The following is a 17,708-nucleotide window of genomic DNA, read 5'->3' on the forward strand; positions in this document are numbered from 1 at the left end:
TGCTGCAACCCGAGCGGGGTGTCGAAACCGAGTGCTGGCGTAGCTGTGGATGGGGCCTGGCGTCGAGGAGGTGCACGTTTGGTCCCCAACGACATCGAACAGAGTCGAAAAACTGTCGTTGGGGACCAAACGTGGCCCGACGTGGCTAGCTGAGCGGCGGGGCGACCGGCGGGTCGGGGTGGCCGGGCGGGGTGGCGGTGCCCTGAGGGCCGGGGGCGGCGGTGGCGGAGCCCTCGGAGGGCACCCGGTCGCCGAGCATCGTCTCCAGGCGCGACGGGGTGAGCCGGCGGAACTTGCGGGTCTGCGACCGGGTCCGGTCCAGCAGCGCGACCTCGAGGTCGTCGACGGGGATGACCCGGTCCTCGGTGTCGTTGTGGCCCAGGGCGGAGACCGCGAGGTGCAGCGCGTCGTCGAGGGAGGCCCCGCTGGCGTAGCGCTCCTTGAGATAGCTCGCCACCGATTCCGCGGCCCCGCCCATCACGGCGTACCCGTGCTCGTCGGCGACCTGGCCGTCGTAGGTCAGTCGGTAGAGCTGGTCCTCGGCCGGGGTCTCGCCGATCTCGGCGACGAACAGCTCGACCTCGTAGGGCTTCTCACCGCCGCTGGAGAAGATCGTGCCGAGCGTCTGGGCGTAGGCGTTGGCCAGGCCGCGCCCGGTGACGTCACGGCGGTCGTAGGCGTAACCGCGCATGTCGGCCAGGCGCACCCCGGCGATGCGCAGGTTCTCGAACTCGTTGTAGCGCCCCACCGCCGCGAACGCGATCCGGTCGTAGATCTCGGAGACCTTGTGCAGCGCCTGGGAGGGGTTCTCCGAGACGAACAGGATCCCGTCGGCGTACTGCACCGCGACCACCGAACGGCCCCGGGCGATGCCCTTGCGCGCGAAGTCCGCCCGGTCCTTCATCTGCTGCTCGGGGGAGACGTAGAAAGGCATGCTCATGCGGTGGGACCTCCGGGAAGGCCCGCGAGCGGGCCGTCGGGACGGGACATGCGGGCGGCGATCATCCGGTCGGCGACCTCGGCGACGGTGGCCTCGGGCAGGCGGCGCCCGCCCTCGCTGGTGATCACGTGCACCATCGGGAAGATCCGCCGGGTCACGTCGGGCCCGCCGGTGGCGGAGTCGTCGTCGGCCGCGTCGTACAGCGCCTGTACGGCGGTCATCACGGCCTCCCCCTCGTCCATGTCGGCGCGGTAGAGCTTCTTCAGCGCGCCGCGGGCGAACAGTGAGCCCGAGCCGACGGAGTGGAACCCGGTCTCCTCATAGCGGCCCCCGGTCACGTCGTAGCTGAAGATCCGCCCGGCCGCGGCAGGTATGTCGTATCCGACCAGGAGGGGGACGACGGCGAGGCCCTGCATGGCCAGCCCGAGGTTGCCGCGGATCAGCGCGGAGAGCCGGTTGGCCTTGCCGTCCATCGAGAGCGTGGTGCCCTCGATCTTCTCGTAGTGCTCGAGCTCGACACCGAAGAGCCGCACCAGCTCGACGGCGATGCCGGCGGTGCCGGCGATCCCGACCGCGGTGAACTCATCGGTGGCGAACACCTTCTCGATGTCGCGTTGGGCGATGATGTTGCCCATCGTGGCGCGCCGGTCGCCGGCCAGTACGACGCCGCCGGGGAAGGTCAGCGCGACGATGGTGGTGCCGTGCGGGGCGAGGTCGCCGCCCTGGCCAGTGGGCAGCGCGCGGTTGCCCGGCAGCAGGTCCGGGGACTGACCGGCGAGGAAGTCGGCGAACGACGACACGCCAGGTCGCAGGTAGGCGGGGGGAAGACGCGGATCGCTCACGCGGTCACTCGCCGCCCTTCTGGATGAAGGACTTCACGAAGTCCTCGGCGTTGGACTCGAGCACGTCGTCGATCTCGTCCAGGATGTCGTCGACGTCGTCGTCGATGGCTTCCTTGCGGTCGGCGACGTCGGTTTCCGGGGTGACCTCGACCGCGTCGTCAGTCTCCGCGGACTTCCGCGGCTGCTTCTGCTCCTGTGCCATGGGGCGACCCTATCCACACCCTGGGTGTCGTGGGTCACCGTGACCGGGGGGATGGGGCCGGCGCAGGCCTAGGGGTCGACGTTTGGTCCCCAACGACAACAGATCGGCCCCGGACGATGTCGTTGGGGACCAAACGTGCGCCTGGCCCCCGCAGCGACCCCGGCGCACCCTCAGGATCCGGTGAGCACCGCGAACAGGTCGGTGGCGGTGTCACAGCGGTCGAGCAGCTCACCCACGTGGGCCCGGCTGCCGCGCAGCGGGTCGGTGGTGGGGACGCGCTGGAGCGAGTCGCGGCCGGGGAGGTCGAAGATCACCGAGTCCCACGAGGCGGCGGCGACGTGCTCGGCGTACTTCTCCAGGCAGCGGCCGCGGAAGTAGGCGCGGGTGTCGGTGGGCGGCTCGTGCATGGCGGCCTCGATCTCGGCGTCGTGGAGCAGCCGCTCGATGCGCCCGCCGGCGACCAGGCGGTGGTAGAGGCCCTTCTCGGGGCGGATGTCGGAGTACTGCACGTCGATGAGCTGCAGCTTCGCCGCGTCCCAGGCGAGGCCGTCGCGCTGGCGGTACTGCTCGAGCAGCTTCAGCTTCGCCACCCAGTCCAGCTCCGTCGCGCAGAGCATCGGGTCCTGCTCGAGGCGGTCCAGCACGGACTCCCAGCGCGCCAGGACGTCGAGGGTCTGACGGTCGGCGTCGGCGCCGAAGCGGTCCTCGACGTACTTCTTGGCCAGGTCGAGGTACTCCATCTGCAGCTGGACGCCGGTGAGCGAGCGCCCGTCCTTGAGCCGCAGCGTCTGGCGCAGCGTGGGGTCGTGGGAGATCGCGCGCAGCGCCCGCACCGGCCCGTCGACGGAGAGGTCGCGGGTGATGAAGCCGTCCTCGATCATCGCCAGCACCAGCGAGGTGGTGCCGACCTTGAGGTACGTCGAGATCTCGGAGAGGTTGGCGTCGCCGATGATCACGTGCAGGCGCCGGTACTTGTCGGGGTCCGCGTGCGGCTCGTCGCGGGTGTTGATGATCGGGCGCTTCAGCGTGGTCTCCAGGCCGACCTCGACCTCGAAGAAGTCCGCGCGCTGGCTGACCTGGAAGCCGTGCCCGCGCCCGTCCTGGCCGATCCCGACCCGACCGGCCCCGCACACGACCTGACGGCTGACGAAGAACGGCGTCAGGTGGCGCACGATGTCGCCGAACGGCGTGGCGCGGCGCATCAGGAAGTTCTCGTGCGCGCCGTACGACGCGCCCTTGTTGTCGGTGTTGTTCTTGTACAGCGCGATCGACGCACCCCCGGGCAGCTGGCTGGCGCGGCGCTGGGCGTCGAGCATGATCTGCTCGCCCGCCTTCTCCCAGCGCACCACGTCCAGCGGGGTGGTCACCTCCGGTGCGGCGTACTCCGGGTGGGCGTGGTCGACGTAGAGCCGGGCGCCGTTGGTGAGGATGACGTTGGCCAGCCCCAGGTCCTCGTCGGTGAGCTGGGTGGAGTCCGCCACCTGCCGCGACATGTCGAAGCCACGGGCGTCGCGCAGCGGGGACTCCTCCTCGAAGTCCCACCGGGCGCGCCGGGCCCGCAGGGTCGAGGAGGCGTAGGCGTTGACCACCTGCGTGGAGGCCAGCATCGGGTTGGCCAACGGCTGCCCGAGCACGGAGATGCCGTACTCGATCTCGGTCCCCATCACCCGGCGCACGCTCATGCACCTCAGCGTACGTCCCGACCGAGACCGCCGTGCGCCGTCTGCACCGCCCGCCGGGCCGTCTCACCCGCCGGGCCCGCTTGCAGCAGGCACTCGGCAAGGCGCGGCTGGCAGGCGGCAGGGATGGGCCCCGGAGGCGATACCCCCGGGGCCCGTTGGATGAGCCACCCCCGGTGGGGTGGCTCATCCGGCGGCCTTCTCGACCTCAGTGGTGGAACATGTGAGCCTCCTGCTCACGCGGCAGCGGGCCAGGAAGGGTGTCCAGGAACTCCACGCTCGAGCGGAGGCTGTCGAGCAGGCGGCTGGCCAGGTCACGGGACAGACCGTTGCGGACCACGATCCGCTGCACCGTCCGCTTCTCGAGGTTCTCGGGCAACGGGTACGCGGGCACCAGCCAGCCCCGCTGACGCAGCTGGTCGGAGAGGTCGTAGAGGTTCCAGGTGGTCGTGTAGTCCGCCTTGAGCTCCCAGGCGAACACCGGGATGTCGGAGGCGTCGTTCCAGAGCGTGAACGGGCCCATCGCCTCGATCTCCCGCGCGAGGTACTGAGCGACGTCGAGGCTCTCCTGCTGCACGGCCGTGTAGCCCTTCCGTCCGAGCCGGATGAAGTTGTAGTACTGCAGCAGGACCTGCGCGCCGGGCCGGGAGAAGTTCAGGGCGAAGGTCGGCATCTTCCCGCCCAGGTAGGAGACGTAGAAGATGAGCTCCTCGGGCAGGAAGTCCTTGTCCTTCCACACCACCCAGCCGATGCCCGGGTAGACCAGGCCGTACTTGTGTCCGCTGACACTGATGGAGTGCACGCGGTCGAGCCGGAAGTCCCACAGCTTGTCCGGCTGCAGGAACGGCGTGATGAACCCACCGGAGGCGGCATCGACATGGATCGGGATGTCGAGGCCGGTGTCCTGCTGGATCCGGTCGAGGGCGTCGCAGATCTTGCTGATCTCCTCGTACATCCCGGTGTAGGTCACGCCCATGATCGGTACGACGCCGATGGTGTTCTCGTCGACGTACTTCTCGAGCTCGAACCCGTCCATGGTGCGGTGCTCGTCGCTGATCGGAATGGTCCGGGTCTCGACGTCGAAGTAGTTGCAGAACTTCAACCAGCACACCTGGACTGCGGAGCTCATCACCAGGTTGGGGCGCTCGGTCGACTTGCCGGCCGCGCGGCGCGCCTGCTGCCACCTGCGCTTGAGGGCCAGGCCGCCCAGCATGCAGGCCTCGGAGGACCCGATGGTGGAGGTGCCGATCGAGTTCGACGGGTCCGGCGCGTTCCAGAGTTCGGCCAGGATGCGCCAGCAGCGCTCCTCGATCGCGGCGGTCTGGGGGTACTCGTCCTTGTCGATCATGTTCTTGTCGAAGGTCTCGGCGTAGAGCTTCGAGGCCATCGGGTCCATCCAGGTCCCGACGAAGGTGGCGAGGTTCAGCCGCGCGTTGCCGTCGAGCATCGCCTCGTCGTGGACGAACTGGTACGCCGTCTCCGGCATCATCGGGTCATCGAGCAACGTGAACTGCGGGATGTCCTGGGACTCTCCCGGACGCGCGAACAGCGGGTTGACGGCCAGCCGCTTCTCCATGTCCTTCTCGCTCATGTCGGCGGTCCTTTCGGTGCAGCCGGCCGGCGCCCTGAAGTGCTCGGGTCGGTGAGGGGCGCGGCACGACCACGGTGGTCAGCTGGAGCACTCGACTCGACGCTTGCACGGCGGCGGCGGGCCGAGTAGGGCCATGTGGCCCTGCCGCGGAGATCGCGAGTCACGCGCCCCGGGAGCGCCCGTGCAGGTCGACAGTCACCCCGCAGCGGGGGCACAGTGCCCGGGACCAGCTGGCGCGGCGGACGGCGAGCGCTCCCTGAGCGCTCGCCGTCCGGGGGTCGTTGCCGGACCGGGGGTGCTGGCCCAGAGGGGTGCCTAGAGGTACTGGCCGGTGTTGGAGACGGTGTCGATGGACCGGCCCGGCTCGGTGCCCTGCTTGCCGGTGATCAGGGTGCGGATGAACACGATCCGCTCGCCCTTCTTGCCCGAGATCCGCGCCCAGTCGTCGGGGTTGGTGGTGTTGGGCAGGTCCTCGTTCTCCTTGAACTCATCCACGCAGGCCTGGAGCAGCTGGGAGACCCGCAGCCCGTGCTGGCCGTGGTCGATGAAGTCCTTGATCGCCATCTTCTTCGCCCGGTCGACGATGTTCTGCAGCATCGCGCCAGAGTTGAAGTCCTTGAAGTACAGGACCTCCTTGTCGCCGTTGGCGTAGGTGACCTCGAGGAAGCGGTTCTCCTCGGTCTCGGTGTACATCCGCTCCACCGTGGCCCGGATCATCGCGTCCACGCAGGCCTGCCGGTCCCCGCCGAACTCGGCGAGGTCCTCGGCGTGCAGGGGCAGGTCGGGCACGAGGTACTTGCTGAAGATGTCGCGGGCCGCCTCGGCGTCGGGGCGCTCGATCTTGATCTTCACGTCCAGGCGCCCCGGTCGCAGGATCGCGGGGTCGATCATGTCCTCGCGGTTGGAGGCGCCGATGACCAGCACGTTCTCCAGCAGCTCCACGCCGTCGATCTCGCTGAGCAGCTGCGGGACGATGGTGTTCTCCACGTCCGAGGACACCCCGGTGCCGCGGGTGCGGAACAGCGAGTCCATCTCGTCGAAGAACACGATCACCGGGGTGCCGGTGCTGGCCTTCTCCCGGGCCCGCTGGAAGACCAGCCGGATGTGGCGCTCGGTCTCCCCGACGTACTTGTTGAGCAGCTCGGGGCCCTTGATGTTGAGGAAGTAGGACTTGCCCTCCTGGCCGGTGCGCGCGGCGACCTTCTTGGCCAGCGAGTTCGCGACCGCCTTGGCGATCAGGGTCTTGCCGCAGCCGGGCGGGCCGTAGAGCAGCACGCCCTTCGGCGGCTTGAGCCGGTGCTCGGCGAAGAGCTCGGGGTAGAGGTACGGGAGCTCGACGGCGTCCTGGATCATCTCGATCTGGTTGCCGAGGCCGCCGATCGCGGCGTAGTCGATGTCCGGGACCTCTTCGAGGACCAGCTCCTCGACCTCGGACTTGGGGACCTTCTCGTAGACGTAGCCGGCGCGGGCGTCGAGCAGCAGGCTGTCGCCGGCGCGGATCGTCTCGCGTAGCAGCGGCTCGGCGAGTCGTACGACGCGCTCCTCGTCGGCGTTGGCGATGACCAGGACCCGCTCGCCGTCGGCGAGCAGCTCCTTGAACATCACGACCTCGCCGACCTTCTCGTAGGCGAGCGCCTCCACGACGTTGAGCGCCTCGTTGAGCAGCAGCTCCTGGCCGGGGACGAGCTCGTCGACCTCGATGCTCGGGCTCACCGTGACGCGCAGCTTGCGCCCGCCGCTCAGGATGTCGACGGTGTCGTCGTCGTTGCGCTCGAGGAAGGTGCCGAACGTGGCCGGCGGCAGCGCCAGCCGGTCGACCTCCTCCTTGAGCTTGAGGATCTGGTCGCGGGCATCGCGCAGCGTCTGCGCCAGCCGCTCGTTCTGACCGTTGAGCGCCGCGAGGGAGCGCTCGGTCTCAGCGAGTTTGAGCTCGAGGCTGCGCGTACCGCCCGGCGACTCGCTGAGTCGCCGGCGGAGGTCGCTCACCTCCGACTCCAGGTAACGGACCTGGCGGGCGAGATCGTCCGCGCTCGGTCCGCCGGTGTAGCCCTGGTCCATGCCGAACGGGTTGTCAGATGTCATCTGCGCCACCTCCTAGGTGCTGGCGACCATACCCGCGTGACAGCGCCACGGAAGGGGCCGAATGGCCGGGAAGGTCACGATTCGGTCCCGGGTGGGGCAGGACGTCCGGGGCGCGCCAGGTTGACGTTTGGTCCCCAACGACATTCCGGGGGCCCGGATTGTTGTCGTTGGGGACCAAACGTCGCCCTTCGGAGGTCTGACTACTCCCCGTCAGCGGCCTCGACCGGCACGCCGGGCGGCCGGGGGCCGGTGTAGTCCGGGCCGTACGCGCCGGGCGCGGGACGGCGCTTCTTCAGCGGCGGGCGCTGGCCGGGGGCCATGCGGCGGGCGGTGACCAGGAAGGCGGTGTGGCCGATCATCTTGTGCCCCGGGCGCACCGCGAGGCCCTCGACGTGCCAGTCACGGACCAGCGACTCCCACGGCTGCGGCTCGGTGAACCCGCCGTGCAGGCGGACGGTCTCGACGAAGCGGGAGAGCTGGGTGGTGGTCGCCACGTAGGCGCACACGATGCCGCCCGGGCGCAGCGCGTCGGCGGCGGCGTCCAGGCACTCCCACGGCGCGAGCATGTCGAGGATGATCCGGTCGCAGCGCTCGCCGGAGGCGGGCAGCGCCTCGGCCAGGTCGCCGAGCCGCAGGTCCCAGGCGGGGTGGTCGCCGCCGAAGAACTGGGTGACGTTGCGGCGCGCGACGTCGGCGAACTCCTCGCGTCGCTCGTAGGAGGTGACCTTGCCCTGCGGTCCGACCGCGCGCAGCAGTGAGCAGGTCAGCGCCCCGGAGCCGACGCCGGCCTCGACCACGTGGGCGCCGGGGAAGATGTCGGCCATCGCGACGATCTGGGCGGCGTCCTTGGGGTAGACCACCGCGGCGCCGCGCGGCATCGAGACCACGAACTCCGAGAGCAGCGGGCGGAACACGAGGTACTCCCCGCCGGCCGAGGAGGTGACGGTGAAGCCCTCCTCGCGCCCGATCAGGTCGTCGTGCTCGAGGTGGCCGCGGTTGGAGAAGAACCGCTTGCCCGGCACCAGTTCGAAGTTGTGGCGCCGTCCCTTCTGGTCGACCAGGCGCACCCACTCCCCGACCCGCAGCGGGCCGCGGTGCACCCCGGACCAGGCCTCGGGGGCGACGTCGGGCGCGACCTCGGAGCTCGCCGTGGAACCGGCCGGTGAGCCTTGGGGGTCTGCGCCGCTCGGGGCGTCGTCGGAAGGGCTTGCGGCGGCGTCGAGCTCGGCGTCAGGCACGGGCAGCCACTTTAGTGCGCGGCCCGCCGGAACGCCGCCTCGACGTCGGCGGTCACCAGCACGCCGTACGTCGAACCATCGGCGTCGAGCAGCAGGTACTCGGTGGCCGGGGTCCGGTTGATCGCGCCCAGCAGCTCCTCGCCGTCGATGTCGGCGGAGAGCCGCAGCCCGGGCTCCAGCGTGCGCGCCACCGAGGAGGCCGGCACCCACGGGCGCCGCTCCTGCGGTACGGCGAGGAGCGCGGCCTCGTTGACCAGCCCGGCCGGCTCGCCGTTCGGGGCCAGCGTGATCACGCCACCGGCCTGCGCGTCCTGGGCGCGGCGTACCGCCTCGGCGAGCGGAAGGTCCTCGGGCACCAGCACCGCACGCCGGGCCAGGATCCGCGGGCGCAGCTGGGGCAGCCGGGCGCGGACCTTGCTGGTCGCGATCGAGGCGGAGGCGCCGGTCCACAGGAAGAGGCCGATGATGAAGGCGAGGATGAAGTCCACGACCTGCGGCTCGATGCCGAGGAAGACCTCCATGCCCACCGGCCACAGCAGCACCAGGGCCGCGGTGACCCGACCGCCCCAGCCGGCCGCGATGCTGCCGGTGTGCCGGTTGCCGGTGACCTGCCACACGCCGGCCTTCAGCACCCGGCCGCCGTCCAGGGGCAGTCCCGGGATCAGGTTGAGGACGCCGACCAGCAGGTTGGCCGAGGCCAGGCCGCCGACGGCCATGCCGATCAGCCCGCCCGGTACGACGAACCACAGACCGGCCGCCGCCACACCCACCGCGATCGAGGTGAGCGGTCCGACGACGGCGATCCAGAACTCCTGGCGCGGGGTGCGGGCCTCGCCCTCGATGGCGGTCATCCCGCCGAGGAAGTGCAGCGTGATCGAGGTGACCTGGAAGCCGTAGTGCTTGGCCATCACCGCGTGCGAGGCCTCGTGCAGCAGCACCGAGCCGTACAGGACGACGGCGAACGCGACGCCCGCGACGTACTTGAGCGCACCCAGGCCGGGCTGGACCTCCTCGACCGCGGGGGCCAGCACGAGCGCGATCAGCCCGGCGATGATGAACCAGGTGGAGGAGACGAGGACGTCGCTGCCGGCGATCGTGCCGACCTTGAACGTGCCGGCGGGGCGCGACGCGGAGCGGGTCGGGGCGCTGCCGGGCGTAGGGTCGGGGTGTTCGGCCACGCCTCGACGCTATCCGACGGCGGGCGGGCGGGTACCCGCCGGGCACGCCGGACTGTCGGCGGGGTCGCCTAGTGTTCCCGGCGTGGATGAGCAGCACGTGTCGCCGGCCGACCGGCACTCGACCCCCGTCGACGGGGTCGAGGTCCTGGGCGCGCTGTCCCCGAGCCGGGCGGGCGACTTCCTGAGCTGCCCGTTGCTCTACCGCTTCCGCACCGTGGACCGGCTGCCCGAGCCGCCGTCGGTGGACGCCGTGCGCGGCACGCTGGTGCACAAGGTGCTCGAGGACCTCTTCGACCTGCCGGCCGCCGAGCGCACCCCGCAGCGTGCCGACGACCTGCTGACGCCGACCTGGGAGGAGCTCTGCGAGGCCGAGCCGGAGCTGCGCGCCCTGTTCGGCGCCGAGGGCGCCGAACTCGCGCCGTGGCTGGCGTCGTGTCGGGCCGTGCTGGAGCGCTACTTTACCCTCGAGGACCCCCGCCGGCTGGAGCCGGCCGACCGGGAGCTCTACGTCGAGGCCCTGCTGGACTCACGGCTGCTGCTGCGCGGGTTCATCGACCGCGTCGACGTGGCGCCGGACGGCGCGATCCGCCTGGTCGACTACAAGACCGGGCGGGCGCCGGGGCCGGGCTATGAGGCCAAGGCCCTGTTCCAGATGAAGTTCTACGCCCTGGTCATCTGGCGCACCCGCGGGGTGGTCCCGGCGATGCTGCGCCTGATCTACCTCGGCAGCGGCGAGATCATCAGCTACGCCCCCGACGAGGAGGACCTGCGCGCCACCGAGCGCAAGGTCGAGGCGGTGTGGCGCGCGATCCGCGAGGCCGCCGAGACCGGGGACTGGCGCCCGCACCGCAGCCGGCTGTGCGACTGGTGCCACCACCAGGCGATCTGCCCGGCGTTCGGCGGCACTCCCCCGCCGTTGCCGGACACGGACCCGGTCCTGCTGCCGCTGGAGCCGGTTCAGCTCAGCTCGGAGTGAAGCCCGGCGAGGTCGGCGCTCGTGAGCTCGGCCAACGAGTCGCGGAACACCCGGCGCGGCCCGGGCGGCACGGCGACGTGGTTCTGCACCACCAGCACGGTGCACCCCGCGGTCTCGGCCGAGGTGGCGCCGGTGGCGGAGTCCTCGATGGCCACGCAGTCCGCGGCGTCGCGGCCCAGCGCGGCGGCGGCGGTGAGGTAGGGCTCGGGGTGCGGCTTGCCGTGGGTCACCCGGTCACCGGTGATCACCACGTCGAAGGTGCCCTCGGGCAGATGCGCCAGGATCGGTGCGACCAGCCGCTCGTACGACATCGTGACGAGCGCGCACGGTACGCCGCGCTCGTGCAGCTCCTCCAACAGCTCCCGCGCTCCGGGGCGCCACGGCACCGAGTCGGCCACGCTGGCCACCACCCCGTCGAGCAGCTCCTCGACGATCTCGTCGGGGCTGAGGTCGAGCCCCATCCGCTCGCGGATGTAGCGCGCAGAGGTGAGCAGGCTGTTGCCGACCAGGCTCAGCCCGTCGGCCTCTGTCCACTCCGCCCCGTGGCGGTGCGCGAGCGCCGTCTCCGCCGCCACCCAGGCCGGTTCGGTGTCGACGATCGTGCCGTCCATGTCCCACAGGACGGCTCGGGGAAGCCGGTCTCCCCCGCCGGTGCGTCGGTCTGTTCCTCGCGAGTACGCGGTACTCAGAATGCCCTCCCAGGAGCGCGGTGCGGCGTCGGGTGCACACACGATTCTAGGGCGCTCGCGGACCTGATCGGCGCGCGCCCCGGGGCGGGGTCGAGGGCGCGGAGGGTCGACGTTTGGTCCCCAACGACAGATTCCGGGGCCGAAATGTTGTCGTTGGGGACCAGACGTGGGGGTCTTGCCCCCGCCGCGGCTCAGTCGTCGGGGTCGTAGCCGAGGTTCGGCGAGAGCCACTTCTCGGCCTCGGCGACGCTCCAGCCCTTGCGCTCGGCGTACGCCTCGATCTGGTCGCGGCCGAGGCGGCCGACGACGAAGTACTGCGCCTGGGGGTGGCTGTAGTACACGCCGGAGACCGAGGCGCCGGGCCACATGGCCATCGACTCGGTGAGCTGGATGCCGGCGTTGTCCTCGACGTCGAGCAGGTCCCAGAGGGTGGCCTTCTCGGTGTGGTCGGGGCAGGCGGGGTAGCCGGGGGCCGGGCGGATGCCGGTGTACTTCTCCGCGATCAGGTCCTCGTTGGACAGCTGCTCGCTCTCCACGTGGCCCCAGAACTCGGTGCGCACCCGCTGGTGCAGCCGCTCGGCGAAGGCCTCGGCGAGGCGGTCGGCGAGCGCCTCGACCATGATCGCGTTGTAGTCGTCGAGGGCGTCCTTGAACTCCTGGACCTTCTCCTCCAGCCCGATACCGGCGGTGACCGCGAACCCGCCGACGTGGTCAGCGAGGCCGGTCTCGGCGGGCGCGACGTAGTCGGCCAGGGAGCGGTTCGGGACGCCGTCGCGGTGCTTGCCCTGCTGGCGCAGCTGGTGCAGGACGGCGCGGACCTCCGAGCGGTCCTCGTCGGCGTACACCTCGACGTCGTCGCCGCGCGAGGCCGCCGGGAACAGCCCGTAGACGCCGTGGGCGGTGAGCCAGCCCTCCTCGATGATGCGGTCCAGCATCTCGTTGGCGTCGGCGAACAGCTTGCGCGCGGTCTCCCCGGTGGTGGGGTTGTTGAGGATGTCGGGGAACTTGCCCTTCATCTCCCAGGCGTTGAAGAACGGCTGCCAGTCGATGTACTCGCGCAGCTCGGCGATCGGGTAGTCGCGCAGCACGTGTACGCCGGGGGTGCGCGGCACCGGCGGCTGGTAGCCGGTCCAGTCGACCGGGGTCGCATTGGCGACCGCGTCGGCGTACGTCAGCTGCGGGCGGTCGCTCTTGGCGGCGTGCCGGGTGCGCAGCGAGTCGTAGTCGGCCTGCACGTCGGCCATCAGCTTCACCCGGCGCTCCGGGTGCAGCAGCGAGGCGGCGGTCGGCACGGAGCGCGAGGCGTCCTTCACCCACACCACCGGGCCGTCGTACTTGTGGTCGATCTTCACCGCGGTGTGGGCGCGCGAGGTGGTCGCGCCGCCGATCATCAGTGGGATCTCCATCCCGAGGCGCTGCATCTCTGCGGCGACGGTGACCATCTCGTCGAGCGAGGGGGTGATCAGCCCGGACAGGCCGATGATGTCGGCCCCGACCTCGCGGGCGGTGTCCAGGATCTTCTGCGCGGGCACCATCACGCCGAGGTCGATGACCTCGAAGTTGTTGCACTGCAGCACCACACCGACGATGTTCTTGCCGATGTCGTGGACGTCGCCCTTCACCGTCGCCATCACGATGGTGCCGTTGGTCTCCTTGGCGGTGGCCAGGGCCGGGTTGTCGATCTTCTCCTGCTCGATGAACGGGATCAGGTAGGCCACGGCCTTCTTCATCACCCGCGCGGACTTCACCACCTGGGGCAGGAACATCTTGCCGGCCCCGAAGAGGTCGCCGACCACGTCCATGCCCTGCATGAGCGGGCCCTCGATGACCTCGATCGGGCGGCCGCCGCGCTCGGCGATCAGCGCCCGCAGCTCCTCGGTGTCCGCCTCGACGTGGGCGTCGATGCCCTTCACCAGGGCGTGGGTGATCCGCTCCCCGACCGGCAGCGAGCGCCACTCCTCCGCGGTGGCCTCGTCCTGCACCGCCGCCTTGTTGTGCACCTCGGCGACCTCCAGGAGCCGCTCGGCGGCGTCCGGGCGCCGGTTGAGCACGACGTCCTCGATGCGCTCGCGCAGCTCGGGGTCGACCTGGTCGTAGACCACCAGCGCGCCGGCGTTCACGATGCCCATGTCCAGGCCCGCGGCGATCGCGTGGAAGAGGAAGACCGCGTGGATCGCCTCGCGCACCGGGTTGTTGCCCCGGAAGCTGAAGCTGACGTTGGAGATGCCGCCGGAGACCTTCGCCCCGGGCAGGTTCTGCTTGATCCAGCGGGTGGCCTCGATGAAGTCCAGGCCGTACGACGCGTGCTCCTCGATGCCGGTCGCGACCGCGAAGACGTTGGGGTCGAAGATGATGTCCTCGGCCGGGAAGCCGACCTGGTCGACGAGGATCCGGTAGGCACGCTCGCAGATGGCGAGCCGGCGCTCCAGGTTGTCGGCCTGGCCGTCCTCGTCGAAGGCCATGACGACCGCGGCGGCGCCGTACTTGCGGCACAGCCGGGCGTGGGCGATGAACGGCTCCTCGCCCTCCTTCAGCGAGATGGAGTTGACCACGGCCTTGCCCTGGATGTTCTTCAGGCCGGCCTCGATCACCTCCCACTTGGAGGAGTCGACCATGACCGGGACCCGGCTGATGTCGGGCTCGCTGGCGATCAGGCGGGTGAAGCGGTTCATGGCCGCGACGCCGTCGATCATGCCCTCGTCCATGTTGATGTCGATGACCTGCGCGCCGTTCTCGACCTGCTGGGCGGCCACCGTCAGCGCGGTGTCGTAGTCGCCGGCCTTGATCAGGTTGCGGAAGCGGGCCGAGCCGGTGATGTTGGTGCGCTCGCCGACGTTGACGAACAGGCTGTCGTCGCGGACGGTGAACGGCTCCAGCCCGGACAGCCGCAGCGCCGGCTCGATCGCGGCGGGGACCCGCGGCGCCTTGTCGGCGACGGCGTCCGCGATCGCGGCGATGTGCTCCGGGGTGGTGCCGCAGCAGCCGCCGACCAGGTTCACGAACCCGGCGTCGGCGAACTCCGCGACCACCGCGGCGGTCTCGGCGGCCGCCTCGTCGTACTCGCCGAACGCGTTGGGGAGCCCGGCGTTGGGGTAGCAGGACACGAACGAGTCGGTGATTCGGGAGAGCTCGGTGATGTAGGGGCGCATCTCGGTCGCGCCCAGGGCGCAGTTGAGGCCCACCGCGAGCGGGCGGGCATGCCGGATCGAGGCCCAGAACGCCTCGGTGGTCTGCCCGGTCAGGGTGCGCCCGGAGGCGTCGGTGATGGTGCCGGAGATGACGACGGGCCAGCGGCGGCCGTACTCCTCGAAGAGCGTCTCGAGGGCGAAGATCGCGGCCTTGGCGTTGAGGGTGTCGAAGATCGTCTCGACGAAGAGCAGGTCCGAGCCGCCGTCGAGCAGGCCGCGCCCGGCGACCAGGTAGGCCTCGACGAGCTGGTCGAAGGTGACGTTGCGGGCGCCCGGGTCGTTGACGTCCGGGGAGATCGAGGCGGTCCGGGTGGTGGGGCCCAGTGCGCCGGCGACGTAGCGGGGGCGCTCGGGGGTCGCGCAGGCGTCGGCGGCCTCGCGGGCCAGCCGGGCCGCGCAGTAGTTGAGCTCGTAGGCCAGCTCCTCCATGCCGTAGTCGCCGAGGGAGACGGCGTTGGCGTTGAAGGTGTTGGTCTCGATGATGTCGGCGCCGGCGGCGAGGTACTCCTCGTGGATGGCGCGGATGATCGCCGGCTGGGTGAGCGTCAGCAGGTCGTTGTTGCCCTGCAGGTCGCTGGGCCAGTCCGCGAACCGCTCGCCGCGGTAGCCGGACTCATCAGGACGGTCACGCTGGATCGCCGTACCCATCGCGCCGTCCAGGACCAGGATCCGCTCGCGCAGCATCGTGGTCAGCGCCTCCGTCGCATCGGGGCGCAGGAACGGCTCGAAGGCCCGATCGGTCAAGGTGACTCCTCTCGAGAGGCCGGGCGGTTCCGGCCTTGTCCACCAGCGTAAGAAGGCGTGTCCACCTGCTGGACGAACAGACCAGATCGTGACACCGGGCCGGTGCGGCGGCGAAATCGCCGCTCCTGACTAGGCTGGGCGGGTGATCGACAGCGATGACCTCCCCGACCTCGTCGCCCCGGTGGTGATCGCCGCCTTCGAGGGCTGGAACGACGCCGCCGACGCGGCCTCCTCCGTCGTCGACCACCTCATCGAGGTCTGGGACGCGCGCGTCATCGGCGCGATCGACCCCGAGGAGTTCTACGACTTCCAGGTCAACCGCCCGGTCATCGGCGTCGACGCCAGCGGCCACCGGCGGGTCAGCTGGCCGACCACCCGCATCGCGGTCGCCTCTCCCCCGGACCTGGATCGCGACGTGATCCTGATCCGCGGCATCGAGCCGAACATGCGCTGGCGGCAGTTCTGCGCCGAGCTGCTCGCCGCCTGCGACGACCTGGGCGGCGAGCTCGTGATCACCCTGGGCGCGCTGCTCGCCGACGCCCCGCACACCCGCTCCATCCACGTCACCGGTACGGCGACCGAGCCCGAGCTGGTCGACCGGCTGCGCCTGGAGCAGTCGACCTACGAGGGCCCGACCGGGATCGTCGGGGTCTTCCAGGACGCCTGCGTGCTGCTCGACATCCCCGCGGTGTCGTACTGGGCGGCGGTGCCGCACTACGTCGCGCAGCCGCCGTGCCCCAAGGCGACCCTGGCGCTGGTGCGCCAGCTGGAGGACCTGCTCGAGGTCAGCATCCCCCTCGGGGACCTCCCCGAGGACGCGCGCGCCTGGGAGCGCGGCGTCGACGAGCTCGCCGAGGAGGACGAGGACATCGCCGACTACGTCCGCTCGCTGGAGGAGACCCGCGACACCACCGACCTGCCCGAGGCGACCGGCGAGGCGATCGCGCGGGAGTTCGAGCGGTACCTCAAGCGTCGCCAGGGTGGCGACGACTGAGGTCCGGGGTCGACGTTTGGTCCCCAACGACAGTTTTCGGCGCCATTTCGTTGTCGTTTGGTCCCCAACGACAACGATGAGCCGCCCCCACCCCCACCCCGGCACCCCGCCGGGGCGGCGTCAGAGCGCCAGACCGAGGGCGGCGTCGAGGGCGTTGTAGACCGCGCGAGCGGCGTCGGGGTCGCTGGTGTCGGCGAGGCCGTCGGTGCCGAGGGTGGCGCGCACCCAGGCGTCGACGGCACGCAGCGCACGCGGGGCGTCGAGGTCGGCGGCGCAGGCGGCGAGGACCTCGCGCACCACCGGCTCGGCCGGGGCGCCGGCGCCGAGGGCGAGGGCGCGGCGCCAGTCGGCGAGGGTGTCCACGGCGTCCCACAGCTCGGCGTCGGTCCACTCCCAGTCGCTGCGGTAGTGGTGGCGCAGCAGCGCGAGGCGGATCGCCATCGGGTCCACGTCGCTGTTGCGCAGCGCGGAGACGAAGACCAGGTTGCCGCGCGACTTCGACATCTTCTCGCCGTCGTAGGCGACCATGCCGGCGTGGGTGTAGACCTTCGCGAAGCGGTGCTCGGGGTCGGCGACCTGGGCGTGGCCCGCGCACATCTCGTGGTGGGGGAAGACCAGGTCGCTGCCGCCGCCCTGCACGTCGAAGTCGGCACCGAGGTGCTCCAGCGCGATCGCCGTGCACTCGATGTGCCAGCCGGGGCGGCCCGGGCCGAACGGGCTGGGCCAGGACGGCTCACCGGGTCGCTCGCCGCGCCACACGACGCAGTCGAGCGGGTCCTTCTTGCCGGGTCGGTCCGGGTCGCCGCCGCGCTCGGGGAAGATCCGCAGCATCTCCTCGCGGGAGAGGCCGGACTCCTGGCCGAACGACGGGTCGGCGGTCACCGACATGTAGAGGTCGTCCTCGACGCGGTAGACCGCACCGGCCGCCTGGAGCCGCTCGATGAGCCGGATCACCAGCGGGATCGACTCCACCGCGCCGATGTAGTGCGCGGGTGCGAGCACCCGCAGCGCGGTCATGTCCTGGCGGAACAGCTCGGTCTCGCGCTCGGCGAGCTCGACCCAGTCGACGCTGACCTTGGCGGCGCGCTCGAGCAGCGGGTCGTCGACGTCGGTGACGTTCTGCACGTAGCTCACCTCGTGCCCGGCGTTGCGCCAGGCACGGTTCAGCAGGTCGAAGCCCAGGTACGTCGCGGCGTGGCCCAGGTGGGTGGCGTCGTACGGCGTGATGCCGCAGACGTACATCCGGGCCGCGCCGTCGGGCCGCGTGGTCACCAGACCGCCCGTGGCGGTGTCGTGGAGGGTGACCGGCGGGCCCTCGACGGGCAGGGTCGGGATCTCCGGGGAGGGCCAGGCGCGCATGCGGTG

Annotated in this window: 13 protein-coding genes; 2 read left to right on the forward strand and 11 right to left on the reverse strand. The window is 70.9% G+C overall.

All coding sequences use genetic code 11. The features are described 5' to 3' along the window. Positions 1 to 145: 145 nt before the first annotated feature. The 8 genes from prcA to GFH29_RS20465 all read right to left on the reverse strand — a co-directional run bounded on the left by prcA (position 146) and on the right by GFH29_RS20465 (position 9,752). Positions 146 to 940, reverse strand: coding sequence for a proteasome subunit alpha (gene prcA, locus GFH29_RS09970; protein ID WP_153323258.1), 795 nt, complete (start codon positions 938 to 940; stop codon positions 146 to 148). Then, positions 937 to 1,782: a proteasome subunit beta gene (prcB, locus tag GFH29_RS09975; protein ID WP_153323260.1), complete on the reverse strand. Its 846-nt coding sequence runs from the start codon at positions 1,780 to 1,782 to the stop codon at positions 937 to 939. Before prcB ends, prcA begins: the two co-directional genes overlap by 4 nt. 4 nt (positions 1,783 to 1,786) lie before the next feature. Continuing rightward, the gene (locus GFH29_RS09980) at positions 1,787 to 1,984 is read right to left on the reverse strand and encodes a ubiquitin-like protein Pup (protein ID WP_153323262.1); all 198 of its coding nucleotides are present in this window, start codon (positions 1,982 to 1,984) and stop codon (positions 1,787 to 1,789) included. A gap of 170 nt (positions 1,985 to 2,154) precedes the next feature. Next, positions 2,155 to 3,666, reverse strand: a complete 1,512-nt coding sequence (gene dop, locus GFH29_RS09985; RefSeq protein ID WP_153323264.1) for a depupylase/deamidase Dop — start codon at positions 3,664 to 3,666, stop codon at positions 2,155 to 2,157. Positions 3,667 to 3,871: 205 nt separating this feature from the next. Then, positions 3,872 to 5,254, reverse strand: a complete 1,383-nt coding sequence (locus GFH29_RS09990; RefSeq protein WP_153323266.1) for a glutamate decarboxylase — start codon at positions 5,252 to 5,254, stop codon at positions 3,872 to 3,874. A 315-nt stretch (positions 5,255 to 5,569) separates the two neighbouring features. Continuing rightward, entirely contained in the window at positions 5,570 to 7,312 is a 1,743-nt protein-coding gene (arc, locus tag GFH29_RS09995; RefSeq protein WP_153325726.1) for a proteasome ATPase, read from the reverse strand. Between the two features lie 224 nt (positions 7,313 to 7,536). Continuing rightward, positions 7,537 to 8,436 (reverse strand): tRNA (adenine-N1)-methyltransferase, encoded by a 900-nt coding sequence (locus GFH29_RS10000; protein ID WP_153325727.1) that lies wholly within the window; start codon positions 8,434 to 8,436, stop codon positions 7,537 to 7,539. Positions 8,437 to 8,585: 149 nt separating this feature from the next. After that, positions 8,586 to 9,752, reverse strand: coding sequence for a site-2 protease family protein (locus GFH29_RS20465; RefSeq protein WP_194289589.1), 1,167 nt, complete (start codon positions 9,750 to 9,752; stop codon positions 8,586 to 8,588). Between the two features lie 82 nt (positions 9,753 to 9,834). Between GFH29_RS20465 and GFH29_RS10005 the strand changes: the two genes are divergently transcribed. Beyond that, the gene (locus GFH29_RS10005; RefSeq protein WP_194289599.1) at positions 9,835 to 10,728 is read left to right on the forward strand and encodes a PD-(D/E)XK nuclease family protein; all 894 of its coding nucleotides are present in this window, start codon (positions 9,835 to 9,837) and stop codon (positions 10,726 to 10,728) included. Here the strand turns inward: GFH29_RS10005 and GFH29_RS10010 are convergent. Next, the gene (locus GFH29_RS10010) at positions 10,710 to 11,420 is read right to left on the reverse strand and encodes an HAD family phosphatase (RefSeq protein ID WP_323368691.1); all 711 of its coding nucleotides are present in this window, start codon (positions 11,418 to 11,420) and stop codon (positions 10,710 to 10,712) included. The genes GFH29_RS10005 and GFH29_RS10010 overlap by 19 nt on opposite strands. Before the next feature lie 188 nt (positions 11,421 to 11,608). After that, complete coding sequence (gene metH / locus GFH29_RS10015; RefSeq protein ID WP_228387866.1) at positions 11,609 to 15,349, reverse strand: methionine synthase; 3,741 nt, start codon at positions 15,347 to 15,349, stop codon at positions 11,609 to 11,611. 142 nt (positions 15,350 to 15,491) lie between these two features. Here metH and GFH29_RS10020 point away from each other — a divergent pair, with 142 nt between their 5' ends. Continuing rightward, positions 15,492 to 16,343, forward strand: coding sequence for a PAC2 family protein (locus GFH29_RS10020; protein ID WP_153323272.1), 852 nt, complete (start codon positions 15,492 to 15,494; stop codon positions 16,341 to 16,343). Positions 16,344 to 16,463: 120 nt separating this feature from the next. Here GFH29_RS10020 and mshC read toward each other — a convergent pair whose 3' ends face one another. After that, positions 16,464 to 17,702, reverse strand: a complete 1,239-nt coding sequence (gene mshC / locus GFH29_RS10025) for a cysteine--1-D-myo-inosityl 2-amino-2-deoxy-alpha-D-glucopyranoside ligase (protein ID WP_153323274.1) — start codon at positions 17,700 to 17,702, stop codon at positions 16,464 to 16,466. Between the last annotated feature and the right edge of the window lie 6 nt (positions 17,703 to 17,708).

Source organism: Nocardioides sp. dk884 (assembly GCF_009557055.1).
In the GTDB taxonomy this organism is placed as follows: Bacteria; Actinomycetota; Actinomycetes; order Propionibacteriales; family Nocardioidaceae; genus Nocardioides.

What these genes read in the sequence shown, in the direction of transcription:
- prcA (WP_153323258.1), bottom strand. Translation starts at nt 940, where the DNA reads ATGAGCATGCCTTTCTACGTCTCCCCCGAGCAGCAGATGAAGGACCGG.
- GFH29_RS09980 (WP_153323262.1), bottom strand. Translation starts at nt 1,984, where the DNA reads ATGGCACAGGAGCAGAAGCAGCCGCGGAAGTCCGCGGAGACTGACGAC.
- dop (WP_153323264.1), bottom strand. Translation starts at nt 3,666, where the DNA reads ATGAGCGTGCGCCGGGTGATGGGGACCGAGATCGAGTACGGCATCTCC.
- GFH29_RS09990 (WP_153323266.1), bottom strand. Translation starts at nt 5,254, where the DNA reads ATGAGCGAGAAGGACATGGAGAAGCGGCTGGCCGTCAACCCGCTGTTC.
- arc (WP_153325726.1), bottom strand. Translation starts at nt 7,312, where the DNA reads ATGGACCAGGGCTACACCGGCGGACCGAGCGCGGACGATCTCGCCCGC.
- mshC (WP_153323274.1), bottom strand. Translation starts at nt 17,702, where the DNA reads ATGCGCGCCTGGCCCTCCCCGGAGATCCCGACCCTGCCCGTCGAGGGC.